Genomic DNA, 16,364 nt, shown 5'->3' on the forward strand with positions numbered 1-16,364 from the left:
TAAAATAATGATTCTCTTAGCTAAAATGGTTGGATAACAAGAATTTTTAGCTATTATGTAGATAATTACCTTTTTAAAGGTAGGAATGGAATCGATAAAAAATTCAGAAATGAGGTTTTCTATGGCTATTGTTTCATCGCTTGATGGCAGTACTGGTGAGCTAACAATTAAAGTAAAAGGGCGTTTTGACTTCAGTGCACATCAGGAATTTCGCGATGCCTACGAAAAGGTAGACAGTGTTCCGGCTTTGTATATGGTTGATATGGCAGAGACAACATACTTAGACAGTTCTGCATTGGGTATGCTGTTGCTACTTCGTGACCATGCTGGTGGCGATGCAGCCAAAATCAAGATTTCTAACTGTAATAATGACGTTAAGAAAATTCTAACGATCTCTAATTTCGAACAGCTATTTGAGATCAGTTAAGCCTCTTTGGTGACCCATTCCGTTTCTTGAATCTCAATGATTGAGGAGTTTAGCCGTTATGGATGATGATTCTGGCTCGCTAAAGATTCTCATTGCAGATGATAATGAAACTGATCGAATGATCTTAAAGGCCATTGTCACTCGCCAGGGACATGAGGTTGTGACTGCGAGTGATGGTTTGGAAGCGGTTGAACGTTTCATCGAAGATCAGCCTGAATTGATTCTATTGGATGCTTTGATGCCGAATATGGACGGTTTCGAAGCAGCCAGAAGAATTAAGGAATTAGCAGGTGAAGACCTGGTTCCGATTATTTTCCTAACCTCTCTTAAAGAAGCTGAATCGCTGGCGAAATGCCTGGAAGCTGGCGGTGATGATTTCCTTTCCAAACCGTACAATCGCATTATTCTTAAAGCCAAGATAAATGCATTTCGCAGAATGCGGAACATGCATTTAACGCTTCAAAAGCAACGTGATCAAATTGCTCAGCACAATGAACATTTGTTGCATGAGCAGGAAACCGCAAAGACCGTATTCGATAATGTAGCCCACTCAGGCTGCTTGGATTCTCCTAACATCAAATACTTACTTTCACCGTTAGCGGTGTTTAATGGGGATGTGTTGCTGGCGGCCAGAAAACCGTCCGGGGGCATGCACGTATTGCTTGGTGACTACACTGGACATGGCTTACCTGCGGCCATTGGAGCAATGCCGATGGCAGAGATCTTTTATGCGCTCACCAGCAAAGGTTTCACCATTGAAGAGATCATTAAGGAAATCAACAGCAAACTGAAAGCCATTCTGCCAACGGGTGTTTTTTGTTGTGCCTGTATGCTTGATGTGGAATTCCGTGAGCGGGAAATGAAAGTTTGGATTGGTGGTTTGCCAAGCTGTGTTTTATACCGAAGTGAAACAGGGGAGTGTGTTGAGCTGGCTTCCAATCATTTGCCTCTCGGTGTGCTTAGTAACGATCAGTTTAAAGTTAAGATGCAGGTGTTTGAAGTTTCTGAAGGCGATCGCGTGTTTATGTGGTCAGATGGTATTCATGAAGCACGTAACGATCAGGATGTAATGTTTGGTGAGGAGCGGCTAATGGCGGTGTTTGATCAATGCAAACACCCTGATCAGCTATTTGACTCGATTCATGATTCTGTTGAAAGTTTTCTTGGAAAAGACAAGCGCGACGATGATATTACTCTGGTCGAGGTTCGAATCCCAAACCAAGTAGAAGTCGAAGCGCTGCCTGAAGAGTTTATCGACATCTCAGATAAAGGCCCGATGGATTGGTTCCTGGATTACCGATTGAATCCGTTGAGTCTGAAATATTTTAATCCGCTTCCTTTTGTTTTGCAGTTAATTACGGAAGTGCCGGGATTACGGCGTTGCAGTGGCCAGGTTTACACTATACTTGCTGAACTCTTTTCGAATGCTCTGGAGCATGGCGTATTAAAGCTGGACTCGGATTTAAAGAAAAATCCTCAAGGCTTTAGTGAGTACTATGAAATGCGCTCTAAACGCCTTGAAAACTTGTCAGAAGGGTATGTGAATTTTGAACTTAATCATATTCCTACAGAAACCGGTGGTCAGTTGACCGTGATTATCCGTGATAGCGGAGAGGGATTTGATTTCAAAGATAAGATGGGCTCCGATGATAAGCAGTATTGTGGTCGGGGAATTCCTTTGATTTCAAGTTTATGCCGTTCTGTGGAGTACCGGGGCAAGGGCAATGAAGTGGAAGTCGTGTTTGAATGGCATTATCAGCAGACGGGCAGTTAACTGAACACGATCGGTCTGTAAGGGTTTTCGACAAACAACGTATGAATTCAGACAATGATAAAGTACTATCTTTTGTTCGGATTATAGAAACACAATCGTAGGTGGTTATTCGACTCGGAAACAAGGTGAATGTCGCTACATGGGCGATGCCCCGGTAATGTTCTTCATGTTTTCGTAAAGCCTCCGTAGTGCGATGTAAAAGGATAAGAATAATGACAGGACTTCAACATCTAGATATTGAAGCATTAGAAGAACTCAGGGATGTTATGGAAGATGAGTTCGATTGCTTGATTGAAACCTTTATTACGGATGCGGACAAAAAATTGGTTGCTCTGAAAGCGGCAATCGAAGCGAATGACCCCTCTGAAATAGGCAAGGTGAGTCATAGTTTTAAAGGTTCATGCAGCAACATCGGTGCTCCCTACCTAAGTGATCTTTGTAAAATTTCTGAAGACAAAGGTCGTAATGAAGATACCACCGATATTGATGTGCTCTATGAGCAAATTAAGGATGAGTATCATCAGGTTAAGAACCTACTTTCTGAGCAACTTAGTCAATAAGTTGCTCCTCATTCCGTATTAAAAATCTTCCTCTTTTCTATTTTGGCAAGCTAATTGCTCCAGTAACGAAAGTTATGATTTATTGGAGCAGGATTTATGGCAACTCCACAACTTGGAATTTTTCTCACTGAAACCCAAAGTGTCTCTCAAAGCCAGACAAGCCGTGGCAATGCGGGATCTCAAGGGGCATCCTTTGAAGAGCAGTTTAGTCAGCTGCTGGGGCAATATGTAGATACTCCGCAAGGAACAGGTTCGCCGCAAGCAGGCAGCGAATTGCCACCGGAAATGAATGCGTTAATGACGTTAAATGGCGCTGAATTGCCAGAAGGTTTTTTAGCAGAGTTACAATCAAAATTAGAGCAACTCTTTGGTGAGTTAGGTGACCTTGAATCATTAACTGAAGAGCAACTTCAGCAGGCGTTTGATGACATTAGTCAGCAAATTCTGGATGTTAGCGGTCAATTTGGTTTGACGTTAAGCCCGGCATCTGTGACCTCATTTATCCAAAACTTGGCTCAAGGCTCGGGTGGAACGGGTGGTGCGGATGTTTTGTTTGCTAATGCTTCCTATAACGGCCAACCGATAAACTCCCAGCTGCTGAATCGTGCGCCAGGTGCAGCCGTCAGCATGGTTAATCTGTCGCAGGGAATAACCGCTGATTCGACCACTTTTTCGTTAGCTCAGAACTCGCCTCTGGAGTCTTTGCAGTTACTAAAACAGTCGGTTGAGTCCCAGAATTTTAGTTCGTCTTCTGTGGTTGATGGCTTGAAGTCTATGTTGTCCAGTACGGCTGCAACCAGCATGTCAGTGTCTTTAGATGATGTTGCGGCAAATCATCAGGCATCCGTCAGTTTGTACTCGCAGCCACAGGCTTCTGCTGTGGAAGATGCAGAAGTAAATCTGCAACGTATTCCGGTTCCACCATCGAATCGACAGTTCTCTCAGGAGTTAAGCGAACGTATCATGGTGATGGCAACTAAGAATATTCAGCATGCGGAGATCCAGCTTACGCCGCCTGAGCTTGGTTCCCTGATGGTGAAGATTAATGTTGAAAGCGATCAGGCGAGTATTGTCTTTACCTCTCCGAATAACAGTGTTCGTGAAGCGTTGGAACAACAAAGCTTCCGACTACGCGAAATGTTGGAACAACAAGGGATGGACTTGGTGGATGTGGATGTGTCCGATCAGCAACAGGACAGTCGTTCAAATACCAACGAACTAGTGGCGGAGATGAATGCAAAAGGCGCTCATAATGATGAGCACGAAGCTGAGACATTCCTGGAAAGTTTGGATCAGCAGAAGGCCGTTACTGCGTCTCTGCGCTTGGTTGATTATTACGCATAACACAACAGCCTTCAGAAGTTAGCTACAATTTGAGTTAGGAGTACATTTTTTTACAGATTTTTCAGTAGATTAACTCAAACCTGGCTGGAATATTTGTTGTAATAAGTGTATCTATGTTTCGCTGGAATGAATTGGGCCCTGTAGGGCAGCGAGAACGTAATCTCAATCAAATGTAGCTATAAGATGGAGCAATTATGGCCGATGAACAAGATATAGATATGTCCGATCCGCAGCAGTCAGGAAAAAAACGGCTGTTTATGGTGATCGGTGTTGTGGCGCTGGTGAGCTTGCTGTCCATTGGTGGTGTTCTTTTCCTTGTATTGGGTGGAGAGGATGAACCAGCTGAGGAGGCGGTACCGGAGCAAGAGGCTAAGCGACCAGCCTTGTATATGGAGATTCAACCGGCCTTTGTTGTGACCTACAAGGTTGGGATGAGACAACGATATCTGCAGGTGTATGTTTCTCTGATGGTTCGTGATCCGGTATTGCTGGAAGCCTTGAAAAACAACAACCCTGCGTTACAAAGTGCGCTGCTCCAGATGTTTGGAGAGCAGGACTTTAATGAACTGAAAACGCCTGAGGGCAAAGATAAATTAAGATCGCTGGCACTGGAAGTAGTGAATAAGGTGGTAGCGGATAACATAGGTGAAGGAAGCGTCGAGAAGGTGTTGTTTACCAATATTGTTATGCAGTGATGGTAAGACACGTTAGTGCTTTAGATAATTAACGCTCGAGTTTTCTTCTTACAAAATGGCAGGTACGAGCTGTGCAGGACTTACTTTCACAAGACGAAATTGATGCGCTATTACATGGTGTAGACGACGGTGATGTGGATACTGAGAGTGATTCAGGATCTGCTGAAGGCGTTGCGTCTTATGACATTACGAGCCAGGACAGAATTGTTCGTGGCCGTATGCCGACGCTTGAAATGATTAATGAGCGTTTTGCTCGTTATACGCGTATCAGTTTATTCAATTTGTTACGTCGAAGTGCCGAGGTGGTATCTGGTGGCGTTCAAATAATGAAGTTTGGTGAGTATGTTCATTCCTTGTATGTACCTACCAGTCTTAATTTGGTCAAAGCTCGCCCATTGAAAGGCACCGGCCTTTTTGTTTTGGATGCCAAATTGGTATTCAAGCTAGTAGATAACTTTTTCGGTGGTGATGGACGTCACGCAAAGATTGAAGGACGTGAATTTACGCCAACAGAAACTCGTATCGTGCAGATGGTGCTTGAACAGCTCTTTATTGATATGAAAGAAGCTTGGGGTTCGATTCTGGATGTTAACTTCGAGTATCTGAATTCTGAAGTGAACCCAGCGATGGCTAATATCGTAAGTCCGGCTGAGGTGGTTGTAATCAGTACCTTCCATATTGAATTGGATGGTGGTGGCGGTGACTTACAGCTTACCTTACCGTACTCAATGATTGAGCCGTTAAGAGAAATTCTGGATGCCGGTGTTCAGAGTGATATTGACGAAGTTGATGAGCGATGGGAACGAATTTTGCGTGAATATTGCTTGGGACTGAAAGCAGATTTAACTGGTTCTGTGTGCAAGCGCCAAATGACACTGAGAGAAATTGTCGAGTGGCAAGAAGGTGACATTATTCCGGTAGAAATGCCTGAGTTTATTACCATGCTCGCCAATAATGTGCCGACGTTTGAGTGTCAATTGGGCGTGTCAGGGGAGAACCTGGCAGCAAAAGTGATCAAACCAGTGAAGAAAAGACTTAGATAAGGGGAGTAGCCATGTCAGAAGAAAATATGCCTGAAGATCAGGAAGAAAGTGTAGATCAGGATCAGCTCTCTGATGAATGGGCTGCAGCGATGGAAGAAGCTGGGGTATCAGAAGAACCTGAAACATCCGCAGGGCTGGAATTACTAAACAAAAATTCCAATGAGCCCTCTGATGGGGACATTCTTGCAGACACCTCGAATCCTAATCTGGATGTGATTCTGGATATTCCTGTCACCATCTCGATGGAAGTGGGAAATACAGAAATCTCTATCAGGAACCTGTTGCAACTGAACCAAGGCTCTGTGATTGAATTGGATCGTCTGGCGGGTGAGCCATTAGATGTGTTGGTGAATGGTCAATTGATTGCTCATGGTGAGGTTGTAATGGTGAACGAAAAATTCGGTATTCGTTTAACTGATGTGGTAAGCCCAACCGAACGAATCAAGAAGCTTCGTTAATCTGAATTAGTTCAGACCAGATCTGACACTTGAGTTGGCTGCACTTTGCTTTAAAGCGGATGAGGCCATTCAGGTGTCTTGGTCAATACACATAAATGATGACGTCAAGTCTACTGCTTTCATAAACGGCTCTCATAAATTGCTCTCGTATATAAATCAGTGGCGAGCCTTGCCTCTCTCTAGAGTCTTTATTTTTACCCTGCTAAACTCCATAACAGTCGACATCCAGTAAGTAGTACTGTTAGTGTCGATTGACACTATAACAACAGTCAGATTCTAGTCTCAAGGATGCCCGTGAAACGTTTACTTTCGGTTTTATTCTCTGCGTATATCAGTATTTTTGTGTCGACAGCTTTTGCTGAGGAAGTAAAAGAAGGGGCAGATGCGCCTTTAAATTCTGATGTGACAGAAATCGCTTCGGAGCAGCCTGTTCGTTCTGAAAATGGAGAGCCTTCTGAAAATGGAGAACCTTCTGGAAATGCAGTGTCTTCTGAAAAAGGAGTGTTTTCTGGAAATGCAGTGTCTGCACAAGCGCCTTCCGAGTACGTCCAGCGATTGGTTGGCGCTCAAAATGATTCTAGCTCGTCGCAATCTCCCACTTCAACAACGCAGCTTGCTATCACTGTTGCGGGCTTGTTTTCCGTAATAGGCATGATTTTTGTAGTTGCATGGGGAGTCCGACGATTATCTGGCGGTCAATTCGGTGGCAGTAACGCTGTTATCAAAGTATTGGCAACGCAACCCTTGGGAACAAAAGAGCGTATTTGCTTGATAGACGTCGGAGGCCAGCAGGTTCTGGTGGGTATTACGGCGCAATCTATGCAAACGCTTATGGTTTTGGATCATCCTATTGATCTAAAGAGTGCTAAGCAAAGTGCGGCGTGGTCTTCAGCAGAATCTGTAAACAGCGTGTTTGGCGCTAAGTTACAGTCATTGTTGAAGGGGACTCAGCCGAATGAGGTTAAAAAGTCTAGCGTGGACGATTAGTTTTGTTGTCGGTCTTTTGACGGCCTTACCTGCTTGGGCAGAACCTGGAATACCCGCTGTTGCGCTTACTACCAATCCTGATGGTAGTCAGGAATACACAGTAACCATCCAAATTTTAGCCATCATGACGATGCTGACCTTGCTGCCAGCGGCCGTCATGATGATGACCTGTTTTACCCGAATCATCATAGTCTTTTCTATTACCCGTCAGGCGATGGGGCTGCAACAGTCACCATCCAACCAAATCATGATCGGGCTCGCCTTGTTTCTGACGTTTTTTATCATGACGCCGGTTTTGGAAAAAATTCATACGACTGCACTGATGCCTTACATCAATGAAGAGGTGACTTCGTTGGAAGCCTTAAAATTGGCTGAAAAGCCGATTAAGGATTTCATGCTGGGTCAGACGCGGGAAGATGATATTGCATTATTCGTGCGGATTTCTGGCAAGACCGACATTGAAGGGCCCGATGATCTGCCGATTTCAATCGTCGTGCCGGCGTTTGTGACCAGTGAACTGAAAACAGCCTTTCAGATTGGCTTCTTAATCTTTATTCCGTTTTTGATTCTCGACATGGTGGTGGCATCAGTATTGATGGCGATGGGGATGATGATGTTGTCACCCATCATTATTTCTTTGCCATTTAAAATCATGTTGTTTGTGTTGGTGGATGGTTGGTCGCTGATTATTGGCACCTTGGCTTCAAGCTTTAACGTTTGACGGAGCGCTGTTATGACCCCTGAAGTAGTTATTGATATATTCTCGGATGCCATTTACCTGGTGATGATTATGGTTGCGATCATTATTACGCCCAGTTTGGTGGTCGGTTTGATTGTGTCGACCTTCCAGGCTGCGACGCAAATTAACGAACAAACCCTAACATTCCTACCTAGGTTGATCATTACCTTATTCACTTTGATCGTTGCCGGGCCGTGGTTGATGCGTGAATTAATTGACTATACCCAACGATTAATTACCAGTATCCCTTTGGTGATAGGTTAGGCTGCTTCGCATGTTAGAAGTGAGTACGCCAGAAATTACAGCCTGGGTTGGGCGTTACATGTGGCCGATGTTCCGTATTGCCGGTTTTATGTTGGCCGCTCCTTTCTTTGGCGCGAATTTCGTTCCGACTCGTATTCGTCTGTTGCTTGCGTTTGTTATTACCATCGTGGTGACGCCTGTTTTGCCGGAAGTTCCCAGAATGGACCCGCTTTCCATGGAACATATGTTGCTGATTATGAATCAGGTGTTAATCGGTGTCTGTCTTGGCTTTGTTCTGCAATTATTAACACAGCTGTTTGTTATTGCTGGTCAAGTGATCGGTATGAAAATGGGCCTCGGCTTTGCCTTGATGAATGATCCTGCTAACGGCATCAGCGTGGCGGTGGTTTCCCAATTTTATTTGATGATGGTGACCTTGCTGTTCATTTCTACAAACGGACACTTAGTGGTGCTGGAAGTGTTAATTGAGAGTTTTTATACCATTCCTGTGAATGTAAAAGGCTTGACGGCTGAAGACCTTCGTTTGATTCCTTTGTGGGGAAGCTGGATGTTTGCTGGTGCTGTATTGATTGCATTGCCGGCGGTTGTGGCATTAACCGTCGTGAATTTGGCATTTGGTGTAATGAGTCGTGCGGCGCCACAGATGAACATGTTTGCTTTGGGTTTTCCGTTTACCTTGGTGTTTGGTTTATTCGTTATGTGGGCAACTCAAATCAATATGCTGGCACTGTATCAGACCTTTGTTTCGGATACCTTGCACTTCATGCGTTTAATTATAAAAGCGTAATACTTGGGCCTGAGTCCCGATCCTTTTAGAAAGGCATTGGGATTAAGGAGAATTAAATACTGTGTCCTCCATGAGTGGCTTGCCTTATAAGGTGTAGAGATGGCAGAAGATGACAGCAGTCAGGAAAAGACAGAAGAGGCGACGCCCAGGCGGTTAGAAAAGGCGCGTGAAGAAGGCGATGTTCCCCGGTCGAGGGAATTAAGTACCTTCGCTGTTTTGATGGCAGGTTCAGTCGGGCTCTGGGTATTCGGTGATCGCATTACTGAATCGGTCATTAATGTGATGAAAGATAATCTCTCTGTCGAGCGAGCTGCGCTCTACGACACCAATCAAATGGCCATTCATTTAGCCAGTGCAGCCCATGAGGTGGTATGGGCGCTGGTACCTTTGATGGGGCTTTTAGCCGTTGCCGCGATCATCGGTCCGCTTGGTTTGGGTGGCTGGAACTTTGCGGGAAAAGCACTCATGCCAAAAGGCAGTCGTATCAATCCGATCAGTGGGTTGAAACGAATGTTTTCGATGCGTTCTTTGGTGGAGTTGGTTAAAGGCATTCTCAAGGTTTCTCTTGTTGGTGGTCTGGCGGTTTTGATCATAGACTGGCTGGAGCCGGAGATCATGTTTCTCCCTATGGAGTCAATGGAATCCGCATTGGCGCATAGTGTCAGTATTATTCTTTGGAGTGCCATTGCGCTGTCGGCATCGACGCTGATTATTGCCGTTATTGATGTTCCTTATCAGCTCTACGAGCATGCTAAGAAGTTGAAAATGAGCATGCAGGACATCAAAGACGAATTTAAAGAAACGGAAGGGAAGCCAGAAGTTAAACGTAAAGTTCGTCAATTGCAGATGGAAATGGCTCAGCGACGTATGATGGGTGATGTACCTGATGCTGATGTAATCATTACCAACCCGACTCACTACTCCGTTGCATTAAAATACGACCCGGGTCGTGCTTCGGCACCGATTATGTTGGCAAAAGGTGCTGATCAGGTTGCATTCAAGATTCGTGAAATTGGTCAGGAATACGACATTCCTATTCTCGAAGCGCCTCCATTGGCTCGTTCGATTTATTACAACACCGAAATTGGCGATGAAATTCCCGAAGGGCTTTATATCGCTGTGGCTCAGGTGTTGGCTTATGTCTTTCAGTTGGATCAATACATGGCTGGTCGTGGGCCTAAACCTCAGAATCCTAAGGATTTCCCAATCCCGGATGATCTGCAACACGAGTAGGTTTATCCGCTATGTGCGGGTAAATTGGCCTGCTTGTAAGGCATTCAAAGATAGAGAAAAGAGGCGATTTAGCCTCTTTTTTTATGCCTCATATAAAAATGGGAACGCTTTTTGCGATGCTACTGCTAGTCATTAAATTGCGTCAAAAAACTGTTGCTGACGTATGAGGGAGTAGAGACCTATGAAGTTGCCGTTCCTTGGCACGGTGGATGCGACACCGAAAGATATGCTTTTAACTGCGAGGAGCATATTCAGTAGTAATATGGGGGTTCCTATCTTATTGCTAACCTTGTTAGCAATGATGACCTTACCAGTGCCCCCGTTTATTCTGGACGTGCTGTTTACCTTTAATATCGCACTCTCTCTTGTGGTGTTGTTGGTTGGGGTCTACGCCCTAAGACCACTTGAATTTGCTGTGTTTCCTACCATTTTGTTGGTAGCGACTTTGTTAAGACTTGCGCTAAACGTTGCTTCTACCCGTGTGGTGTTACTTGAAGGTCATCAAGGCGGCGATGCGGCTGGTAAAGTGATTGAGGCCTTCGGTGAAGTTGTAATTGGTGGTAACTACGCTGTTGGTTTGGTGGTGTTCTTAATCCTTATGATCATTAACTTTGTGGTTGTGACTAAGGGTGCGGGTCGTATTTCCGAAGTAAGTGCACGTTTCACCTTGGATGCTATGCCTGGTAAACAAATGGCCATTGATGCCGATTTGAATGCCGGATTGATTGATCAGGCGGAAGCCAAGCAACGTCGTGCTGAAGTTTCTCAAGAAGCGGATTTCTACGGTTCAATGGATGGTGCCAGTAAGTTCGTTCGTGGTGATGCCGTTGCCGGTGTTTTGATTCTGATTATTAACCTGATTGGTGGGCTTTCGATTGGTATGGGCCAGCATGGTCTAGAGTTTGCCGATGCGGTTGAAAAGTATTCCTTGCTGACCATTGGTGATGGTCTGGTTGCACAGATTCCGTCGCTGATACTTTCAACAGCAGCTGCGATTATGGTGACTCGTGTCAACAGCGCGGAAGAAATGCGTGATCAGGTAGTGGGTCAGATGTTTGACTCTCCAAAAGCCTTGTCCGTATCTGCGGCGTTGTTGATCGTGATGGGCTTGGTGCCTGGTATGCCGCACGTTGCATTTTTGAGCCTGGGCTTCCTTGCCGCTGGTATTGCCGGGTGGCTTTACTATCGTAAGCGTCAAAAAGAAGAGGGCAGTCCTGATCAAATAGCCAAAGCCGGAGAGCTATTGGATAAGGATTCTCCACAAGGTCGTGCTGAAACGCAGGCCGAAGAGATTAAAGAGCTTTCCTGGGATGACGTAACGCCGGTTGACCCGGTCGGCCTGGAAGTGGGTTATCGCTTGATTCCTATGGTGGATAAGAATCAAGGCGGCATGCTGTTGAACCGTATTAAAGGGGTTCGTAAAAAACTGTCTCAGGAAGTGGGCTTTTTGATGCCTTCGGTTCATATTCGTGACAACCTGGATCTTCTACCAAATGTGTACCGAATCTCTTTGATGGGCGTCACTGTGGGTGAGGCAGAAATTCACCCTGATCGTGATTTGGCTATTAACCCTGGGCAAGTGTTTGGTGAAATCGATGGTATCTCCACCAAAGATCCTGCGTTTGGATTGGATGCTTTCTGGATTGATCCGAACCTAAAAGATAAAGCTCAAACGTTGGGTTATACCGTTGTTGATGCCAGTACTGTTGTGGCGACGCACTTGAACCAATTACTGTTCAAACATGCGGATGAGTTGATTGGTCATGAAGAAGTTCAGCAGTTAATGGATCTCCTTGGTAAGAAGTCGCCTAAGTTGGCAGAGGAATTGGTGCCAAACACCTTGACCCTGAGTGCGCTATTAAAGGTATTGCAGAATCTGTTGGCAGAGCAGGTGCCGATTAGGGATATGAGAACCATTGCAGAAGCAATCATCGAGGCGGCTGCACGTAGTAAAGATCCGTCCCATCTCACTGAGTCTGTACGGTTAGCACTATCCCGAATGATTATTCAAAACATCATCGGAGGGGACGAAGAATTGCCGGTGATCACCTTGGAGCCAGGGCTGGAAAACATTTTGTTACAGTCGGTACAACAAGCGAAACAAGCCGGGGCGATGGGAGATGATAGCATTGTCCTTGAACCTTCCTTGGCTGAAAGGTTGCAATCTTCGGTGACGGAGGCGGCTCAGCGTCAAGAATTGGCAGGGAAATCCGCAGTACTGCTAGTGTCTCCAGCGATTCGTTCAGCGGTTGCCAAATTTGTGAAAAATGCATCTGAAACCCTGTCTGTACTTTCCTACAACGAAGTACCTGACAATAAGAAAATTACGATTGTTGCAGCAGTTGGAAGTTAGTGTCTCGATATGAAAAGAGTTAACTGGCATTAATTTCGCATTTGTACTTAAAACAAATAGTTAAGCGTCAAATAAATTGCTTAAACAGTTCAGCCAAGAGTTGGTGAGAGTGACAAGCCATGAAAGCTAAAAAATTTTTTGCTCCAACAATGCAACAAGCATTGAAGAAAGTAACCGAACAAATGGGGCCTGATGCCGTAGTTTTAGCGAACAGAAAAGTGAACGGTGGTGTAGAGGTTATTACTGCGCTTGATTATGACCCGAAGCACGACGGTAAAGTGGATTTTGACAACTTTGATCAGTATTCATCGTCTTCATCGGCAAGCACTCAGAGAAAACGTATTGTAAACCCTGAGCTGGAAGCAGAGCTTCGCAGAACGTCTCAGACGGTTTCTCGTGGCCGCTACAGTGATCTGTCGGATGATTTGATTGGGCTGAATGAGCGACTAGAAAACTCATCTCTTGAAGATTCCTTTGATCGTGGTGAATCACCGTTTAAAAAGAAAGCGTCAATTTTGCGTTCAAAGTTTACTAAGGCGACGCCAAAGCCAACGGATGAATTAAACTCAATGAAACAAGAGATTCTTGGGTTGAAACAGATGTTGAAACAGCAGCTGGATGATCGTGAAATGGCAGATTACGCCAGTTACCATCCTTTGCATGCTGCTGTCTTAAAACGATTAACGCAACTGGGTTTAAGTCAGGCATTGGCCCGTCATATTGTTGATCGAGTATCAGAGATGCATGATGAACAGGCAATTTGGCGCGAAGCCTTGACCTTGTTGGCAGACGATTTACCGGTGGCAAAAAGTGATTTGTTGGAACGAGGTGGTGTTTATGCGTTTTTTGGTCCATCAGGATCTGGTAAAACAACAACCATTGCCAAACTGGTTGCCAAATTTGCGTTGAAGCATGGCAGTGAAGGGATTGTATTAATCTCTACAGATGGCCAGCGAATTGGCGCACACGATCAGATGAGAACCTTGGGTCGAATCCTTAATGTGCCTGTTCGTATTGTGGACAAAAAACACTCACTGGAAGTGTTGCTAAATACCGTTCGAAACAAGAATCTGGTGATCATTGACACACCGGGAGTTGATCCGTCCACTTCGTCCATTCATCAGCAATTAAGGGTGATTAAACAGGGCGCGGCGAACTTTAAGGCGTTTTTAACCCTGCCTTGTACTGCAAATAAGAGTGTTTTGTCGAGAATACTTGATAATTATCAAGACTTTAGCTTGAATGGATGTATTCTCACGAAAATTGATGAAACCGGCTCTCTTGGAGAAATGCTAAGTATCCTGGTTGAGCGGGTGATGCCTGTCTCTTTTATAACCAATGGTCCTCGAATTCCTGATGACATTGAACATGCAAATGCAGGGAATCTGGTTAGCAAAGCGGTATATATGTATCAGCAATTAAATGGTGGTGTCTCCGTCTTTAATTCTGATTTGAGACACGCTGAAGAGGCTTTATCTGATCTCAGAATTGCCTAAAAGAATTACGCCTGATGTGTCTGATTAGGATGTGTCTGGTTAGAAAGTGAAAAGTGCCACGGGAGTAGGTATGAGTAGTAGTCCGGTACAAGTCATTGCAGTAACGGGTGGTAAAGGCGGTGTTGGTAAAAGTAACGTTGCCTTAAATCTTGGGATTGCCTTGTGCGAAAAAGGACGCAGAACCGTTCTGCTTGATGCGGATTTGGGGCTGGCCAACATTGATATCTTGTTGGGTATTTCTTCGAATAAAACACTGGAAAATGTGTTGGACGGCGAGTGTGATTTGCAAGATGTTATGGTGCAAGGTCCTTTAGGATTGAAAATTGTACCTGCTTCATCAGGTGCTAAGCACATGGTAAATCTTTCATCTCAGCAGCACGCAGGTCTAATTCATGCCTTCAGCGAATTGGCAAATCAGATGGATGTTCTGATCGTCGATACTGCTGCGGGAATCGCAGATGATGTGATTAGTTTTGTTCGGGCTTCTAATGAAGTACTGGTCGTTGTGACCGATGAACCTACTTCCATCACGGATGCTTACGCCCTTATTAAACTGTTGAATCGCGACTATGGGATGTATCGTTTCCGGGTTGTTGCAAATATGGTGAAGACTCAGCAAGACGGTCGCAATTTGTTTGCTAAACTCACCAAAGTAACAGATAGATTTTTAGATGTAGCTTTGCAGTATGTCGGTTGTGTTCCGTTTGATGAATCCGTCAAAAAAGCGGTACAACGTCAAAAAGCTGTGTTAGAAGCCTATCCAAGATCGAAAGCTTCAGTCGCGATTCGAGCCTTGGCGCAAAAGGCAGATGCTTGGCCATTGCCAACGTCATCGAAAGGACATCTGGAATTTTTTGCTGAACAGTTGGTTCAATATAACGTTGGTTAATTTCGTTATGTTGGCTGTACTGGAATATTCTAAGACTGAAGAACAAAGGTATTGCTATGGCTGCAGTTAACGGGGTTGCTATGTATTCAGAGACGGATCCAAAAAGTTCTCAAGCCCTAGTCCAGCAGTATGCCGGTCTGGTAAAAAAAATCGCCACTCACTTGATGGGGCGTTTACCTCCGTGTGTGCAGTTAGATGATCTCATTCAGTCTGGCATGATCGGACTATTAGAAGCGGCGAAAAAGTACGATGCTTCCAAAGGCGCCAGTTTTGAAACTTATGCCGGGATTCGCATTCGTGGCTCCATGCTTGATGAAATTCGTCGAGGTGACTGGGCACCAAGATCGGTGCACAGAAACAGCCGACGAGTTACCGATGCGATCAAACAAGTTGAGGGTCAAACCGGTCGAGATGCCCAAGATCATGAAGTTGCTAAAGAAATGGGTATTTCGGTCGATGAGTACCATAGTTATCTACAGGATTCGGTGGGAAGTAAACTATTCAGCTTCGAAGAGCTGATAGCCGAAGGTGAGTACCAACAGGAAGACATCCACGGTACAACCCCTGGTCCTTTTGATGATGTTGCCAAGCAACGTTTCCGCAGAAAGTTAACCGATGCAATTACTCGATTACCTGAGCGTGAACGTCTCACGTTGGCGCTGTATTACAACGAAGAATTAAACTTGAAGGAAATTGGTGAGATTTTAGGGGTAAGTGAATCGCGGGTCAGTCAAATCCACAGCCAGGCAGCTCATAGACTTAAATCTAGGTTGCTTGAATGGAATGACGAGACTGCCTAAAAGCGGCATAATAACTGGATAGTCTAGAACTAACGGCTACACTTATCTTGTAACCATATTCGAAGGGAAAATTCATTTTCCATCAAGGTCTTGGGAGGTCATCTTGGACAAGAATATGAAAATTCTAATAGTTGACGATTTTTCAACTATGAGAAGAATTATCAAAAATTTATTAAAAGACTTGGGGTTCACAAATACCCATGAAGCAGACGATGGAAGCACTGCGTTGCCAATGCTGAAAACGGGAGATTTCGATTTCCTAATCACCGACTGGAATATGCCGGGGATGACGGGTATCGATTTGTTGCGTGCTGTGCGAGCGGATGATGCTCTTTCTCATATGCCGGTACTTATGGTTACCGCAGAAGCAAAACGTGAACAAATTGTGGCGGCAGCGCAGGCTGGTGTGAATGGTTATGTTGTTAAACCGTTTACAGCTCAGGCGTTAAAAGAAAAAATCGAAAAAATCTTTGAACGTGTAGAAGCCAGTTAAGTGCCTGTGACCGTTCTCTAAG

Annotated in this window: 17 protein-coding genes; all 17 read left to right on the forward strand. The window is 44.8% G+C overall.

Going from position 1 to position 16,364, the window contains the following annotated elements; genetic code table 11:
- Positions 1-121 precede the first annotated feature (121 nt).
- Complete coding sequence (locus QQL66_RS14295; RefSeq protein WP_284382305.1) at positions 122-427, forward strand: STAS domain-containing protein; 306 nt, start codon at positions 122-124, stop codon at positions 425-427.
- A gap of 58 nt (positions 428-485) precedes the next feature.
- Entirely contained in the window at positions 486-2,201 is a 1,716-nt protein-coding gene (locus QQL66_RS14300) for an ATP-binding SpoIIE family protein phosphatase (RefSeq protein ID WP_284382306.1), read from the forward strand.
- Between the two features lie 212 nt (positions 2,202-2,413).
- On the forward strand, positions 2,414-2,761 hold the full coding sequence (locus QQL66_RS14305; protein WP_284382307.1) for an Hpt domain-containing protein: 348 nt from the start codon (positions 2,414-2,416) through the stop codon (positions 2,759-2,761).
- Positions 2,762-2,857: 96 nt separating this feature from the next.
- Complete coding sequence (locus tag QQL66_RS14310; RefSeq protein WP_284382310.1) at positions 2,858-4,105, forward strand: flagellar hook-length control protein FliK; 1,248 nt, start codon at positions 2,858-2,860, stop codon at positions 4,103-4,105.
- A gap of 194 nt (positions 4,106-4,299) precedes the next feature.
- On the forward strand, positions 4,300-4,800 hold the full coding sequence (locus QQL66_RS14315) for a flagellar basal body-associated FliL family protein (RefSeq protein WP_284382311.1): 501 nt from the start codon (positions 4,300-4,302) through the stop codon (positions 4,798-4,800).
- 71 nt (positions 4,801-4,871) lie between these two features.
- The gene (fliM, locus tag QQL66_RS14320) at positions 4,872-5,843 is read left to right on the forward strand and encodes a flagellar motor switch protein FliM (protein ID WP_284382312.1); all 972 of its coding nucleotides are present in this window, start codon (positions 4,872-4,874) and stop codon (positions 5,841-5,843) included.
- A gap of 11 nt (positions 5,844-5,854) precedes the next feature.
- A complete protein-coding gene (gene fliN / locus QQL66_RS14325; protein ID WP_284382313.1) occupies positions 5,855-6,301 on the forward strand; it encodes a flagellar motor switch protein FliN in 447 nt (148 codons plus the stop codon).
- Positions 6,302-6,595: 294 nt separating this feature from the next.
- A complete protein-coding gene (gene fliO, locus QQL66_RS14330; RefSeq protein WP_284382314.1) occupies positions 6,596-7,288 on the forward strand; it encodes a flagellar biosynthetic protein FliO in 693 nt (230 codons plus the stop codon).
- The gene (fliP, locus tag QQL66_RS14335) at positions 7,257-8,009 is read left to right on the forward strand and encodes a flagellar type III secretion system pore protein FliP (protein ID WP_284382315.1); all 753 of its coding nucleotides are present in this window, start codon (positions 7,257-7,259) and stop codon (positions 8,007-8,009) included. Before fliO ends, fliP begins: the two co-directional genes overlap by 32 nt.
- Before the next feature lie 12 nt (positions 8,010-8,021).
- The gene (gene fliQ, locus QQL66_RS14340) at positions 8,022-8,291 is read left to right on the forward strand and encodes a flagellar biosynthesis protein FliQ (protein WP_284382316.1); all 270 of its coding nucleotides are present in this window, start codon (positions 8,022-8,024) and stop codon (positions 8,289-8,291) included.
- A gap of 10 nt (positions 8,292-8,301) precedes the next feature.
- On the forward strand, positions 8,302-9,078 hold the full coding sequence (fliR, locus tag QQL66_RS14345) for a flagellar biosynthetic protein FliR (protein ID WP_284382317.1): 777 nt from the start codon (positions 8,302-8,304) through the stop codon (positions 9,076-9,078).
- 99 nt (positions 9,079-9,177) lie between these two features.
- Positions 9,178-10,311 (forward strand): flagellar biosynthesis protein FlhB, encoded by a 1,134-nt coding sequence (gene flhB / locus QQL66_RS14350; RefSeq protein ID WP_284382318.1) that lies wholly within the window; start codon positions 9,178-9,180, stop codon positions 10,309-10,311.
- A 226-nt stretch (positions 10,312-10,537) separates the two neighbouring features.
- Positions 10,538-12,664, forward strand: a complete 2,127-nt coding sequence (flhA, locus tag QQL66_RS14355; protein WP_284382431.1) for a flagellar biosynthesis protein FlhA — start codon at positions 10,538-10,540, stop codon at positions 12,662-12,664.
- A 119-nt stretch (positions 12,665-12,783) separates the two neighbouring features.
- Entirely contained in the window at positions 12,784-14,160 is a 1,377-nt protein-coding gene (flhF, locus tag QQL66_RS14360; RefSeq protein WP_284382319.1) for a flagellar biosynthesis GTPase FlhF, read from the forward strand.
- Between the two features lie 70 nt (positions 14,161-14,230).
- The gene (locus tag QQL66_RS14365; RefSeq protein ID WP_284382320.1) at positions 14,231-15,049 is read left to right on the forward strand and encodes a MinD/ParA family protein; all 819 of its coding nucleotides are present in this window, start codon (positions 14,231-14,233) and stop codon (positions 15,047-15,049) included.
- A gap of 56 nt (positions 15,050-15,105) precedes the next feature.
- Positions 15,106-15,849, forward strand: coding sequence for an RNA polymerase sigma factor FliA (locus QQL66_RS14370; RefSeq protein WP_284382322.1), 744 nt, complete (start codon positions 15,106-15,108; stop codon positions 15,847-15,849).
- A gap of 115 nt (positions 15,850-15,964) precedes the next feature.
- Positions 15,965-16,342 (forward strand): chemotaxis response regulator CheY, encoded by a 378-nt coding sequence (cheY, locus tag QQL66_RS14375; protein ID WP_431356918.1) that lies wholly within the window; start codon positions 15,965-15,967, stop codon positions 16,340-16,342.
- Positions 16,343-16,364: the final 22 nt, after the last annotated feature.

It is taken from the genome of Litoribrevibacter albus (assembly GCF_030159995.1).
Taxonomy (GTDB): domain Bacteria; phylum Pseudomonadota; class Gammaproteobacteria; order Pseudomonadales; family Litoribrevibacteraceae; genus Litoribrevibacter; species Litoribrevibacter albus.

Excerpts from the sequence above, each read along its gene's own strand:
- QQL66_RS14295 (WP_284382305.1), top strand. The coding sequence starts at position 122 with ATGGCTATTGTTTCATCGCTTGATGGCAGTACTGGTGAGCTAACAATT.
- QQL66_RS14300 (WP_284382306.1), top strand. The coding sequence starts at position 486 with ATGGATGATGATTCTGGCTCGCTAAAGATTCTCATTGCAGATGATAAT.
- QQL66_RS14305 (WP_284382307.1), top strand. The coding sequence starts at position 2,414 with ATGACAGGACTTCAACATCTAGATATTGAAGCATTAGAAGAACTCAGG.
- QQL66_RS14310 (WP_284382310.1), top strand. The coding sequence starts at position 2,858 with ATGGCAACTCCACAACTTGGAATTTTTCTCACTGAAACCCAAAGTGTC.
- QQL66_RS14315 (WP_284382311.1), top strand. The coding sequence starts at position 4,300 with ATGGCCGATGAACAAGATATAGATATGTCCGATCCGCAGCAGTCAGGA.
- fliN (WP_284382313.1), top strand. The coding sequence starts at position 5,855 with ATGTCAGAAGAAAATATGCCTGAAGATCAGGAAGAAAGTGTAGATCAG.
- fliP (WP_284382315.1), top strand. The coding sequence starts at position 7,257 with ATGAGGTTAAAAAGTCTAGCGTGGACGATTAGTTTTGTTGTCGGTCTT.
- fliQ (WP_284382316.1), top strand. The coding sequence starts at position 8,022 with ATGACCCCTGAAGTAGTTATTGATATATTCTCGGATGCCATTTACCTG.
- fliR (WP_284382317.1), top strand. The coding sequence starts at position 8,302 with ATGTTAGAAGTGAGTACGCCAGAAATTACAGCCTGGGTTGGGCGTTAC.
- flhB (WP_284382318.1), top strand. The coding sequence starts at position 9,178 with ATGGCAGAAGATGACAGCAGTCAGGAAAAGACAGAAGAGGCGACGCCC.
- flhA (WP_284382431.1), top strand. The coding sequence starts at position 10,538 with ATGCTTTTAACTGCGAGGAGCATATTCAGTAGTAATATGGGGGTTCCT.
- flhF (WP_284382319.1), top strand. The coding sequence starts at position 12,784 with ATGAAAGCTAAAAAATTTTTTGCTCCAACAATGCAACAAGCATTGAAG.
- QQL66_RS14365 (WP_284382320.1), top strand. The coding sequence starts at position 14,231 with ATGAGTAGTAGTCCGGTACAAGTCATTGCAGTAACGGGTGGTAAAGGC.
- QQL66_RS14370 (WP_284382322.1), top strand. The coding sequence starts at position 15,106 with ATGGCTGCAGTTAACGGGGTTGCTATGTATTCAGAGACGGATCCAAAA.
- cheY (WP_431356918.1), top strand. The coding sequence starts at position 15,965 with ATGAAAATTCTAATAGTTGACGATTTTTCAACTATGAGAAGAATTATC.